At 67.3% G+C, this 12,036-nt stretch carries 12 protein-coding genes; all 12 read left to right on the top strand.

Translation table 11 applies throughout. The annotated features are described in order from the left end of the window. Positions 1-189: 189 nt before the first annotated feature. The 12 genes from QUV35_RS15030 to QUV35_RS14975 all read left to right on the top strand — a co-directional run bounded on the left by QUV35_RS15030 (position 190) and on the right by QUV35_RS14975 (position 12,032). Positions 190-1,185 carry a histone deacetylase gene (locus tag QUV35_RS15030; RefSeq protein ID WP_300875772.1) on the top strand — a complete coding sequence of 332 codons (996 nt, stop codon included), beginning with the start codon at positions 190-192 and terminating at the stop codon, positions 1,183-1,185. Then, the gene (locus tag QUV35_RS15025; RefSeq protein WP_300875770.1) at positions 1,182-1,631 is read left to right on the top strand and encodes a thioesterase family protein; all 450 of its coding nucleotides are present in this window, start codon (positions 1,182-1,184) and stop codon (positions 1,629-1,631) included. The genes QUV35_RS15030 and QUV35_RS15025 overlap by 4 nt, the downstream gene beginning before the upstream one ends. Continuing rightward, entirely contained in the window at positions 1,628-2,350 is a 723-nt protein-coding gene (locus QUV35_RS15020) for a nitroreductase (RefSeq protein ID WP_300875768.1), read from the top strand. Before QUV35_RS15025 ends, QUV35_RS15020 begins: the two co-directional genes overlap by 4 nt. 43 nt (positions 2,351-2,393) lie before the next feature. Continuing rightward, on the top strand, positions 2,394-2,741 hold the full coding sequence (locus QUV35_RS15015) for an FKBP-type peptidyl-prolyl cis-trans isomerase (RefSeq protein ID WP_300875766.1): 348 nt from the start codon (positions 2,394-2,396) through the stop codon (positions 2,739-2,741). A 5-nt stretch (positions 2,742-2,746) separates the two neighbouring features. Further along, positions 2,747-3,745 carry a D-glycerate dehydrogenase gene (locus QUV35_RS15010; protein WP_300875764.1) on the top strand — a complete coding sequence of 333 codons (999 nt, stop codon included), beginning with the start codon at positions 2,747-2,749 and terminating at the stop codon, positions 3,743-3,745. A gap of 7 nt (positions 3,746-3,752) precedes the next feature. After that, positions 3,753-5,129 (top strand): DNA recombination protein RmuC, encoded by a 1,377-nt coding sequence (rmuC, locus tag QUV35_RS15005; protein WP_300875762.1) that lies wholly within the window; start codon positions 3,753-3,755, stop codon positions 5,127-5,129. Between the two features lie 8 nt (positions 5,130-5,137). Next, positions 5,138-6,307, top strand: coding sequence for an MFS transporter (locus QUV35_RS15000; protein ID WP_300875820.1), 1,170 nt, complete (start codon positions 5,138-5,140; stop codon positions 6,305-6,307). Positions 6,308-6,399: 92 nt separating this feature from the next. Then, the gene (locus QUV35_RS14995; protein ID WP_300875760.1) at positions 6,400-9,231 is read left to right on the top strand and encodes a monovalent cation/H+ antiporter subunit A; all 2,832 of its coding nucleotides are present in this window, start codon (positions 6,400-6,402) and stop codon (positions 9,229-9,231) included. Between the two features lie 2 nt (positions 9,232-9,233). After that, entirely contained in the window at positions 9,234-9,569 is a 336-nt protein-coding gene (locus QUV35_RS14990; RefSeq protein WP_300875817.1) for a Na+/H+ antiporter subunit C, read from the top strand. Further along, complete coding sequence (locus QUV35_RS14985; RefSeq protein WP_300875757.1) at positions 9,569-11,218, top strand: monovalent cation/H+ antiporter subunit D; 1,650 nt, start codon at positions 9,569-9,571, stop codon at positions 11,216-11,218. The genes QUV35_RS14990 and QUV35_RS14985 overlap by 1 nt, the downstream gene beginning before the upstream one ends. Further along, positions 11,215-11,760, top strand: coding sequence for a Na+/H+ antiporter subunit E (locus QUV35_RS14980; RefSeq protein WP_300875754.1), 546 nt, complete (start codon positions 11,215-11,217; stop codon positions 11,758-11,760). The genes QUV35_RS14985 and QUV35_RS14980 overlap by 4 nt, the downstream gene beginning before the upstream one ends. Then, positions 11,757-12,032, top strand: coding sequence for a K+/H+ antiporter subunit F (locus QUV35_RS14975; RefSeq protein ID WP_300875751.1), 276 nt, complete (start codon positions 11,757-11,759; stop codon positions 12,030-12,032). The genes QUV35_RS14980 and QUV35_RS14975 overlap by 4 nt, the downstream gene beginning before the upstream one ends. Positions 12,033-12,036 lie beyond the last annotated feature (4 nt).

Genomic DNA, 12,036 nt, shown 5'->3' with positions numbered 1-12,036 from the left:
GACGCTTTTGTTTTTGTTCACATTGCTGCACTGCAACATGAGCGCAATTATAGGGATAACCCGGTGCCACGCAAGCGTTTTTTGTTGCGCTGCACCATTCTAGATGGCGCGGCCTAATTGCACCCGCGCGCCCGGTGATGACCCGGGCCGGACACAATCGCCCGATCGTTCCGAACACCGCGCACCGTTTTGCAAGCCTTCTACGCCGATCACTTTGTTCTGCCCTTGCCGACGGGGCACCGGTTTCCGATGGCCAAGTACGCGCGGCTGCGGGAGCGCCTCGCCCGGGAGCTGCCGCAGGTGGCCCTGCTGGAAGCCCGGGCAGCCAGCGATGGCGAACTGGCGCTGGTGCACACGCCCTCTTATATAGATGCGGTGCGCACTGGCACCCTGGCACCAGCCCTGCAGCGCGAGATCGGTTTTCCATGGAGTCCGGCCATGGCCGAGCGCGCACGGCGTTCGGTGGGCGCCACGGTGCAGGCCTGTCGCCGTGCGATGGCCGGCAGCGGTCTGGCCGCCAACCTTGCCGGCGGCACCCACCACGCCCATGCCGACAAGGGCAGTGGGTTCTGCGTGTTCAACGACGCCGCCGTCGCCGCGCGGCTGATGCAGGCCGAGCACGCCCGCTCCCATCGGGCGCGCGGCATGTTGCGCGTGGCCATCGTCGATCTGGACGTTCACCAGGGCAATGGCACCGCGAAGATCTTTGCGCACGACGATTCGGTGTTCACGCTGTCGCTGCATGGGGCGAAGAATTTTCCGTTTCGCAAGGAGCCCGGCGATCTGGACGTGGAATTGCCCGATGGTTGCGGCGATGCAGAGTATCTGGAAGCCCTGGAGCGCGCGCTGGAGGAGATGGAGCGCCGGTTCGAGCCCGGGCTGGTGATCTACCTCGCCGGCGCCGACCCCCACGAAGGCGACCGCCTGGGCCGCCTCAAGCTCAGCTTCGACGGACTGGAGACGCGCGACCGGCGCGTGCTGGACTGGGCCTGGACGCGCCGCGTGCCCCTGGCTTTCGTGATGGCCGGTGGCTACGGCACCGACATGGAGGCCACGGTGCAGGTGCAGATGAACACCTATCGCACGGCCCTGGGGTACGCGGCGCGCTGGCAGTCCGCGTCGTTGGCGGCGATGCCGGGCGCGACAGTGGGTGCGGCTGCGCGCTGGCACAATGCCGCGCCATGAGCAGTTCCGCACCGGCCACGCGCCCGCAACCCTTGCCGCGCAGCGCCTATCGCGTGCTGCGTCCGATCACCACCCGCTGGGCCGACAACGATGTCTATGGCCATGTGAACAACGTGGTGTACTACAGCTGGTTCGACACCGCGGTCAACGCCCACCTGATCGAGCAGGGCGCGCTCGACATCCACCATGGGCCGGTGATCGGCCTCGTGATCGAGACGCAGTGCAACTACTTCTCGCCGCTGGCCTTTCCTCAGACCGTGTGGGCGGGCCTGCGGGTGGCGCACCTGGGAAAGTCCAGCGTGCGCTACGAGGTGGGGCTGTTTGCCGATGGCGAGGACCTCGCGGCCGCATGCGGCCATTTCGTGCATGTCTATGTCGACCGCGTCACCCGCCGGCCCGTGCCACTGCCTGCACCCCTGAAGACAACCCTGGAGACCCTGTCATGAGCCAGAACCCCGCAGCGAGCGTGATCGATGCCCACAGCGTCGACGCCGCGATCACCAGCCGCATGTCGGCACGCGCCTTCCTGCCGCAGCCGGTGCCGCGCGCCACCATCGAGCACCTGCTGCAGGTGGCCAGCCGTGCGCCCTCGGGCACCAACACCCAGCCCTGGAAGGTGTATGTGTTGCAGGGCCAGAGCCGCGACGCGCTGGTGGGCAAGGTCTGTGCCGCCCACGACGCGCTGCGTGCCGATCCGTCGCTGGCCGCCCAGTACCGCGAGGAATACGACTACTACCCCGAGAAATGGGTCAGTCCCTACATCGACCGCCGCCGTGAAAACGGCTGGAGCCTTTACGGCCTGCTGGGCATCACCAAGGGCGACAAGGACAAGATGCATGCGCAACACCAGCGCAACTACCGCTTTTTCGACGCTCCGGTCGGCCTGATGTTCACGCTGGACCGGGTCATGGGCCGAGGATCGCTGGTGGATTACGGCATGTTCCTTCAGAGCATCATGGTCGCTGCGCGCGGCCACGGTTTGCACACCTGCCCGCAGGCTGCATGGAACGGCTTTGCGAAGATCATCCTGCCGCACATCGGCGCCGGTGAGGACGAAATGCTGGTCTGTGGCATGGCCCTGGGCTTCGCCGACCCTGACGACAAGGTCAATGGTTTTCACACGCCGCGCGAGCCGGTCGGGTCTTTCACGACCTGGCTGGAGTGACCGCGCCTTTCTTTTCCTTTTCTTTTCAATCACAGGAGACACCATGATCACCACCCCCAGCGGCCTGCAATACGAAGACACCGTGGTCGGCAACGGCGAGGTCGCCAAGGCCGGGCGTCCGGTGCAGGTGCACTACACCGGCTGGCTGTTCAACGACGGCGTGCAGGGCGCCAAGTTCGATTCCAGCAAGGACCGTGGCCAGCCGTTCGAGTTCGCGCTCGGCGGTGGACAGGTCATCAAGGGCTGGGACGAGGGCGTGCAGGGCATGGCCGTGGGTGGCACGCGCCGCCTGGTGATTCCGGCCGCGCTGGGCTACGGCGCGCGCGGTGCGGGCGGTGTGATTCCACCGAACGCCACGCTGCTGTTCGAAGTCGACCTGCTCGCGGTGTGATCGCCATGGCAACCGGTACCGGCCGAGCGGCCGTCTTCGTCTCCCGCAAGGTCTTTCCCGAGGTCATCGCGAAACTGGGCGAACACTTCGACGTCGAGATGAACGACGCCGACGATGTGCTCACCCCGGCGCAACTGTCGCAGCGCCTGCAGGGCAAGGTGGGGGTCCTCACCACCGGCAGCGAGCGGGTGGACGCCGCAATCCTGGCGGCCAACCCGCAACTGCGGATCGTGGCCAACATCGCGGTGGGCTACAACAACTTCGACATGGCCGCCATCAACGCCGCCGGCGTGCTGGCGACCAACACGCCCGACGTGTTGACCGAGACCACCGCCGACTTCGGTTTCGCGCTGCTCATGGCCACCGCGCGGCGGGTCACCGAGAGCGAGCATTTCCTGCGTGCCGGCCTGTGGAACAAGTGGAGCCTGGACATGTTTGCCGGCGCCGAGGTGCACGGCAGCACGCTCGGCATCCTGGGCATGGGGCGCATCGGTCAGGCCATTGCACGGCGTGGCGCGCACGGCTTCGGCATGAAGGTGATCTACCACAACCGATCCAGGCTCGACCCTGCGCTGGAGGCCGAATGCAAGGCCAGCTACGTGGACAAGGACAGCCTGCTCAAGACCGCCGACCACGTGATGCTGGTGTTGCCCTACAGCGCCGAGGCCCACCACACCATCGGTGCGGCCGAGATCGCGCAGATGAAGCCCACCGCCACGCTGGTCAACGTTGCGCGTGGCGGCATCGTGGACGACGCCGCGCTGGCGCTGGCCTTGCGCAACCGCGTGATCGCGGCCGCCGGGCTGGACGTGTTCGAAGGCGAGCCCAAGGTGCATCCCGACCTGCTGACCGAGCCCAACGTGGTGCTGACACCGCACATCGCCAGTTCCACCATGGGCACCCGCATGGCCATGGCCATGCTGGCGGCCGACAACGTGATCGCCTTCCTGACCACCGGCCAGGCGCTGACGCCGCTGAACGCCGCAACGGTCAACCGGGCCTGACGCCGGCATGACGAGCGACACGCTGCTCTGGGGCCTGATCGCCCTGCTGGTGCTCAACACCGCGCTGGTGGTCTGGTTGCTGTTGCGCAAGGCGCCGGTGGATGCCGAGGCGCTGGCACACCGGCAGCTGCTGCTGGCCCAGTTGCAGCAGCAGGGGCAGCGTGTGGAGCGCATCGAGGCAGAGCTGCGCCGCGAGATCAGCGAATCCTCGCGCGGTGGGCGCCAGGAGATCCAGCAGACCCTGGCCACCTTCCAGGAAACGCTGACGGGTCAGGCGGCCGAGACCACGCGCACGCAGAACGCCCAGCTCGACGGTTTTGCGCAGCAGCTCGTGCTGCTGCGTGGCACCCTGGGCGACACGCTCACCCGCACCTTGCAGGACATGGGCGAAGGCAACGCGCGCCGCCTGGCCGAGATCCGCACCACGCTCGACGCCCAGTTGCAGCAACTGCAGCAGAGCAACGCGGCCAAGCTCGACGAGATGCGCGCCACGGTCGACGAAAAACTGCAGAGCACGCTGCAGGCGCGCCTGGGCGAGAGCTTCAAGCAGGTGGCCGACCGGCTGGAGCAGGTGCACAAGGGCCTGGGCGAGATGCAGACGCTGGCGCAGGGCGTGGGTGACCTCAAACACCTGCTGACCAATGTGAAGACCCGGGGCATGTTTGGCGAGGCGCAACTCGGGGCCTTGCTTGAGCAGGTGTTTGCGCCCGACCAGTACGCCACGCAGGTCATGACCAAACCGGGCAGCCGTTTCACGGTGGACTTCGCGATCAGGCTGCCAGGCCGCAGCGAAGACGGTGCGCCGTGCTGGCTGCCGATCGACGCGAAGTTTCCGAACGAAGACTACGAGCGCCTGCTCGACGCGCAGCAGCGCGCCGACGCCGATGGCGCCGAGGTGGCTGCGCGCGGGCTGGAGCAGCGCATCAGGCTGGAGGCCAGGTCGATGGCCGACAAATACCTGGAGCCGCCCCACACCACCGACTTTGCCATCCTGTTCCTGCCCACCGAAGGCCTGTACGCCGAGGTGCTGCGCCGCCCCGGCTTGATGGAAGTGCTGCAGCGCGAATACCGCGTCACGCTGGCCGGCCCGACCACGCTGATGGCGATGCTCAACTCGCTGCAGATGGGCTTTCGCACGCTGGCGCTGGAGAAGCGCTCCAGCGAGGTGTGGCAGGTGCTCGGTGCGGTCAAGACCGAGTTCGGCAAGTTCGGCGACGTGCTGGCCCGCGTGAAAAGCCAGACCCAGACCGTGCTCAACACCATCGACAGCGCCGAAACACGCAGTCGCGCCATGGGCCGCGCACTCCGGGCGGTGGAGGCGCTGCCGCAGGACCAGGCCAGCGCCTTGCTGCCGCTGGACCCCACCGACCCCGGAGACGCTTGAATCCCACGCTGCGGTCCGAGCTCGCGCGGCTGATCACGGCGCAGATCTGTCTGCACGCCTGCATGACCGGCTTTCGCATGGCCGCTCCACTCATGGCGCTGCGCGAGGGTTACAGCCCGGTGGCGGTCGGCATGCTGCTGGCCTTGTTTGCGCTGGCGCCGGTCTTCATGGCCTTGCCGGCCGGTCGTTACGCCGACCGGCGCGGCCTGAAAAAGCCCGTGGCCATGGCGGTGGGCATCGCCTCGGCCGGGGCCGCCGTGTCGGTGGCATTCCCGGTGTTCGGTGTGCTGTGCCTCACCGCCCTGAGCTGTGGTGCCGCCACGGGCCTGGCCATGATCGCGCTGCAACGCCATGTGGGGCGGCTGGCGAACAACGCCACCGAACTCAAGCAGGTGTTCAGCTGGATGGCGATCGGCCCGTCCATCTCCAACTTCCTCGGGCCGTTCGCTGCCGGCGTGATGATCGACAGCTTCGGCTTTCGCGCCGCCTTTTTGTTGCTCGCGCTGTTGCCCTCGCTGGCCTGGGTCTGGGTGCGTCACACGGTTGAACACGAACCGGTGGCGCCCGAACTGCGGCAGTCCAGCGGGTCGGCCTGGAACCTGCTGAAGGACAAGGGTTTTCGCAAGCTGATGCTCATCAACTGGCTGCTGTCTTCGTGCTGGGACGTGCACACCTTCCTGGTGCCGGTGCTGGGCCACGAGCGCGGCCTGAGCGCCACGGTGATCGGCTCCATCCTGGGCGCCTTCGCACTCGCGGCCACCGCCATCCGCCTGCTCATGCCCTGGCTGGCCGCGCATCTTCGCGAGTCGGTGGTGATCGGCTCGGCCATGGTGGCCACGGCGCTGCTGTTTGCTGTGTACCCGCTGGTGCAGGCGGCCTGGGCCATGGCCACGCTGTCGGTGCTGCTCGGTCTGGCGCTGGGCTCGGTGCAGCCCATGATCATGAGCACCTTGCACCAGATGACCCCGCATCATCGCCACGGCGAGGCGCTTGGCTTGCGGGCGATGGCCATCAATGGATCGAGTGTGGTGATGCCGCTGCTGTTCGGCTCGGCCGGTGCGCTCGTGGGCGTGGGTGCGGTGTTCTGGATCGTGGGCGCCGTGGTCGGTCTGGGGTCACCACTGGCCTGGACCTTGCGTGCGGTGCTGCCTGCCCCGCCGCAGCGCGTCGGCCCATGAGTCGCCGCCGCTCTCCAGGGACATGCCCTGACCCGTCCGGGGTGCGACAGAAACCACCTTTTAGAATCGTCGGCTAACCTGAAAGACGTGCCGTGCTGCTGATCATTGTCCTGCTGCCACTCCTGTTGGGTACCCTGGCCACCTTGTGGCTGGGGTCCAAGTCCCGTTTGCTCACGGCCCTGGCGGCCGGTCTGGTCACGCTGGCCAGCCTGGCCCTGCTCGTGTCCCACGCGCCGACCGTCATGGCCGGCGGCGTGGTCATGAACAGCTGGCAATGGGTGCCCGAGATCGGACTGAACCTGGTGTTCAAGCTCGACGGGCTCTCGATGATGTTCGCGGGGCTGATCCTGTTCATCGGCCTGCTGATCGTCATCTACGCGCATTTCTACCTGAGCCCCAAGGACTCGGTGGCCAAGTTCTACAGCGAGATGATGCTGTTCATGGCCGCCATGCTCGGTGTGGTGCTGTCCGACAACCTGCTGCTGCTGGTGGTGTTCTGGGAGCTCACCAGCCTGTCGTCATTTCTGCTGGTGGGCTTCTGGAGCCACCGCGCCGACGCCCGGGCGGGCGCCCGGCAGGCGCTGGCCGTCACCGGTGGCGGGGGTCTGGCCATGCTGGGCGGCTTCGTGCTGCTGGGCCAGATCGCCGGCACCTACGAGATCAGCGCCATGCTGGGCATGGTGGCGCAGATCCAGGCCGACCCGATGTTCGTGCCCGCGCTGCTGCTGATCCTGCTGGGCTGCTTCACCAAGAGTGCGCAGTTCCCGTTTCATTTCTGGCTGCCCGACGCCATGGCCGCGCCCACGCCGGTCTCGGCCTACCTGCACTCGGCCACCATGGTCAAGGCCGGCGTGTTCCTGCTCATGCGGCTCTATCCCATCCTGGCGGGATCGGGCTGGTTCGAGGTGATCGTCACCACCACCGGCCTGGTGACCATGATGTTTGCGGCCTTCATCGCCATCTTCAAACACGACCTCAAAGGCCTGCTGGCGTATTCCACGGTGAGCCACCTGGGCCTCATCACCTTCCTGGTGGGACTGGGCTCGCCGCTGGCGGCCGTGGCCGCCGTGTTCCATGTGCTCAACCACGCCACCTTCAAGGCCTCGCTGTTCATGATCGCCGGCATCGTCGACCATGAAACGCACTCGCGCGACATGCGCCAGCTCGGTGGCCTCTACAAGCTCATGCCCTGGGTCGCCACGCTGTCGATGGTGGCCGCAGCCTCCATGGCCGGCGTGCCGCTCACCAACGGCTTCCTGTCCAAGGAAATGTTCCTGACCGAAGCGGTGGTGGGCACGGCCGGGGTGTGGGCCTGGCTGGTGCCGGCGGCTGTCACGCTGGGCAGCATCTTCAGCGTGGCCTATTCGGTCCGATTCATCCACGACACCTATTTCAATGGCCCGATCGGGGAGGTTCCGAACAAGCACCCCCACGAGCCGCCGCTGGGCATGAAGCTGCCCTCGATGCTGCTGGTGACCCTGTGCATCGTGGTCGGCCTGCTGCCTGCGCTCACCTTCGGTCCGCTGGTCGACGTGGCCGCCACTGCACTGGCCGGAAAGCCCCTGCCCGACTACAAGCTCTCGATCTGGCACGGCTTCAACCTGCCGCTGCTGATGAGCGTGATCGCGCTGGCTGCGGGCACGGGCCTGTATGCCTGGCTCGCACGCGGCAAGTGGCTGCACCGGATCAGCTCCGAAGACTGGTTCGGTCCGGCGACCGGGCGCCAGATGTTCGACGGCTTGATCGACGGGCTGTTTGCGCTGTCCGGACGCATCTCGATCCGGCTGGAGAACGGTTCCTTGCAGCGTTACGTGGCCTGGCTGCTCGGTGCAGCGCTCGTGCTGGCGGCCATCCCGCTGGCCGGCAGCAACATCGGCACCGGTGATCGGGTTCTGCTGTCGGCGCCGCCGCTGGCCATCGCTGTCTGGCTGCTGCTGCTGGCCACCTGCGTGGCGATCGCGCTCACGCACCGCGAGCGTTTTCAGACCGTGGTGCTGGTGGGTGTGGTGGGGCTGGTCACCGCGCTCACCTTCGTGAGCCTGTCCGCGCCCGACCTGGCCTTGACCCAGCTCTCGGTGGAGGTGGTCTCGACGGTGCTGCTGCTGATGGGCCTGGCCCTGCTCCCGCAGCATTCACCGAAAGAGACCAAGGCGGTGCATCGCGCCGGTCACGCGGCGCTGGCGCTGGCCGCCGGGGCGGCCATGGCCGGCATCGCGTGGGTGATCCTCACGCGCGACTTCGAGTCCATTTCCTGGTACTTCCTGGAAAAATCGATGCCGGTGGGCGGCGGCACCAACGTGGTCAACGTGATCCTGGTCGACTTCCGGGGCTACGACACCTTTGGCGAGATCACCGTGCTGGGCATTGCAGCGCTGGGTGTGCTGGCGCTCATGGAAGGCATGCGCACACGGCGCCCACTGAGCGACCCGGACGGGCGCCCATGGACCTTTGCCGCGCAGCCGTTGCTGCTGCGCGTGGCGGCTTCGGTGGTGCTGCCGTTGGCGCTGGTGTTCACCGTCTACATCTTCATGCGGGGCCACAACCTGCCTGGCGGCGGCTTCATCGCCGGTCTGATCACGGCGGTGGCGCTGGTGCTGCAGTTCATGTCGCTGGGCCAGGCCCGTGCCGAATCGCTGCTGCAGGCCCGTGCCGGACGCCGCTTCGTGCTCTGGATCGGCTCGGGTCTGGGCATTGCCGGGCTGACCGGCGTGGGCGCCTTCCTGTTCGGACGGCCGTTCCTCACCAGCGCCCACGGGCACCCCCATGTGCCCCTGCTGGGTGAGCTGCCTTTCGCTTCGGCCGCGTTGTTCGATCTGGGCGTCTACCTCACCGTGGTGGGAGCAACACTGCTGACCATCTCGGTGCTGGGCACTGTGTCGCGCGAAGGGGCCGCGCCTGTTCAACCTTCCGGGAGCGCTGCATGAGCATGGAATTCCTCTTGGCCAGCGGCATCGGTTTCGTGACCGCCTGCGCGGTCTACCTGATGCTGCGCGGGCGCACCTTTTCGGTGGTGCTCGGTCTGTCGCTGTTCGGCTATGCCGTCAACATCTTCCTGTTTGCGATGGGCCGCCTGTGGACCAACGCCCAGCCCATCCTGGTCGGCGAAGGGCCGGTGGCCGATCCGCTGCCGCAGGCGCTGGTGCTCACCGCCATCGTGATCGGCTTTGCCACCACCGGCTTCGTGATCGAGCTGGCACTGCGCAGTCGCCACGAGAGCGGCACCGACCACGTCGATGGCCGTGAACCCGGAGGGCGCAGCTGATGTGGGATGCGATCAGTGCTTTCTGGCTGCAGCACGCACCTGTGCTGTCGGTCTTGCTGCCGACCTTCACCGCGGTGGCGCTGTTGCTCATCGGCGATCCGTCGGGCGTGTCGGCGCAAGGGGGTGGTCACGACGACACCCGCCTGCGCTGGCGCCGCGGCCTTTCCATGGTGTCGATGGTGCTGGGTGCCTTCATGGCCGCCAGCCTGGTGGTGCACGCCTCGCATGGCGAACTGCTGGTGTACCAGCTGGGCGAGTGGCCGGCGCCGTTCGGCATCGTGCTGGTGCTCGACCGCCTCTCGGCGATGATGGTGTTGCTCACCTATGCCGTGGCTGTGCCCGCCATGTGGTACGCCACCGGCGGCTGGGACACCCGCGGGCGACACTTCCATGCGCTGTTCCAGTTCCAGCTGATGGGCTTGTGCGGCGCCTTCCTCACCGGTGACCTGTTCAACCTCTTCGTTTTTTTCGAGGTGCTGCTGATTGCCTCGTATGTGCTGCTGGTGCACGGGCAGGGCAGGGAGCGCTTTCGCATGGGCGTGCACTACGTGGTGCTCAACCTCGCGGCCTCGGGCCTGTTCCTGATCGGGCTGGGCATGGTGTATGCCGTGACCGGCACGCTCAACATGGCCGATGTGGCGTTGCGTGTGGGGCAACTCACGGGCGACAGCGCGCTGATTGCGCGCGCAGCAGCACTGGTGCTGCTGGTGGTGTTCGGCCTGAAGGCGGCCATCGTGCCGCTGTATTTCTGGCTGCCGGCCACCTACGCCTCGGCCAGCGCGCCGGTGGCAGCGCTCTTCGCGATCATGACCAAGGTCGGCGTCTACAGCATCATCCGTGTGCACTGGGGCGTGTTCGGTGTGGAGGCGGGCGAAGCCGCGCTGGCCGCGCAAGGCTGGCTGCTGCCGCTGGCACTGACCACCAGCGTGCTCGGGGTGCTGGGCGCTCTGGCGGCGCACACCATGGCCCGGCTGGTGGCCTACCTCACCGTGTCTTCGGTCGGCACCATCCTGGCGGGTGTGGGCCTGTTCACGCCGGCCACGCTGTCGGCTTCGCTGTACTACACCTTGCACAGCACGGTGGTGATCGCCGGCTTGTTCCTGCTGGTCGAGCTCATGGCCTCGCAGCGCGGTGAGGCGCGCGACAAGCTGCAGCCCGCGGTGGCGCTGCGCGAGCCGCTGCTGCTGGGCCTGATGATGATCTTCGGTGCCGCCTCGGCCGCCGGACTCCCGCCGCTGCCCGGCTTTCTGGGCAAGCTGATGGTGCTGGAGAGCACGGCGGGCCTGCCGGCCCAGCCCTGGGTCTGGACGGTGGTGCTGGTGGTGGGCTTTTTCTCCATCGTGGGCCTGGCGCGCGCCGGGGTGGTGGTGTTCTGGCACGTGCAACCCGCGCAGGACGACCCCCGCACATCGGGCTCCAGCCTCAAGCTGCTGTCGGCGGTGTGGGCCATCATGCTGATGACCGTGGCCATGGCCGTGCTGGCCTCACCCATCAAGCGCTACACCGATGCCGCCGCTGCCCAACTCGCCGATCAGGCCTTGTATGTGCGCGCCGTGCTCGGCAGCGATCGCGCGACCCAGCCCACCACGCGCCCCTATGACGGCGTGCGCCCAGCGCCGAGCGTCAAGCCCAAGGAGGAACGCCCATGACCGCCCCCACCACCCGCGAGTTGCCCGTGCGCAAGGCCGGCTGGTTCTCCCACCCGGTGCTCTCGGTGCTGCTCGGTGCGAGCTGGCTTGCACTCTCGCACAGCCTGGAGCCGGTGCACCTGCTGTCGGCCCTGCTGATCGCACTGCTCCTGCCGCGTTTGTTGCACCGCTTCCTGACGCCGGCAGACGCCATCGACTGGCTGGCGGCGATGCGCCTGAGCGCGGTGGTGCTCAAGGACATCGTGCTGTCCAACATCACGGTGGCCAAACTGGTGCTCGGACCCATGAGCCGACCGCAGCCGGCATGGTTGCCCGTGCCGCTGGCCACCGGGCATCCGCGCATCAACGCGCTGTTTGCCACCATCATCACCACCACGCCGGGAACGGTGTCCTGCGTGGTCGACGAGCAGCGCCGGGTGATCCTGGTGCACGCGCTCAACTGCGACGACCCGCAGGCCATGATCGACGACATGAAAAACCGCTATGAAGCGCCGCTGATGCAGATCTTCGGTCAGCAGGCGCGCACCGGGAGCGCCCCATGAACATCCTCGACATCGCCCTGAACATCGCTCTCGCGGCGATCACCGTGTCGCTGCTCCTGTGCGGGTGGCGCCTGTTGCTCGGACCCGAGGTCACAGACCGACTGCTCGCGCTGGACACGCTCTACCTCAACACGGTGGCCCTCATCGTGGTGCTGGGGCTGCGCTGGAGCACGCCCCTGCTGTTCGAGGCCGCCCTGCTGGTGGCCATGCTCGGTTTCGCTTCCACCGTGGCGCTGGCGCGCTACCTCAGCCGCGGCGACGTGGTCGAATAAGGAG

The sequence above is a fragment of the Hydrogenophaga sp. genome (genome assembly GCF_030373225.1).
Lineage (GTDB): Bacteria > Pseudomonadota > Gammaproteobacteria > Burkholderiales > Burkholderiaceae_C > Hydrogenophaga.
Note: the sequence above shows the minus strand (reverse complement) of the source record. Positions and strands in the feature narration are given on the sequence as shown.

What these genes read in the sequence shown, in the direction of transcription:
- QUV35_RS15025 (WP_300875770.1), top strand. Translation starts at nt 1,182, where the DNA reads ATGAGCAGTTCCGCACCGGCCACGCGCCCGCAACCCTTGCCGCGCAGC.
- QUV35_RS15020 (WP_300875768.1), top strand. Translation starts at nt 1,628, where the DNA reads ATGAGCCAGAACCCCGCAGCGAGCGTGATCGATGCCCACAGCGTCGAC.
- QUV35_RS15015 (WP_300875766.1), top strand. Translation starts at nt 2,394, where the DNA reads ATGATCACCACCCCCAGCGGCCTGCAATACGAAGACACCGTGGTCGGC.
- QUV35_RS15010 (WP_300875764.1), top strand. Translation starts at nt 2,747, where the DNA reads ATGGCAACCGGTACCGGCCGAGCGGCCGTCTTCGTCTCCCGCAAGGTC.
- rmuC (WP_300875762.1), top strand. Translation starts at nt 3,753, where the DNA reads ATGACGAGCGACACGCTGCTCTGGGGCCTGATCGCCCTGCTGGTGCTC.
- QUV35_RS14990 (WP_300875817.1), top strand. Translation starts at nt 9,234, where the DNA reads ATGGAATTCCTCTTGGCCAGCGGCATCGGTTTCGTGACCGCCTGCGCG.
- QUV35_RS14985 (WP_300875757.1), top strand. Translation starts at nt 9,569, where the DNA reads ATGTGGGATGCGATCAGTGCTTTCTGGCTGCAGCACGCACCTGTGCTG.
- QUV35_RS14980 (WP_300875754.1), top strand. Translation starts at nt 11,215, where the DNA reads ATGACCGCCCCCACCACCCGCGAGTTGCCCGTGCGCAAGGCCGGCTGG.
- QUV35_RS14975 (WP_300875751.1), top strand. Translation starts at nt 11,757, where the DNA reads ATGAACATCCTCGACATCGCCCTGAACATCGCTCTCGCGGCGATCACC.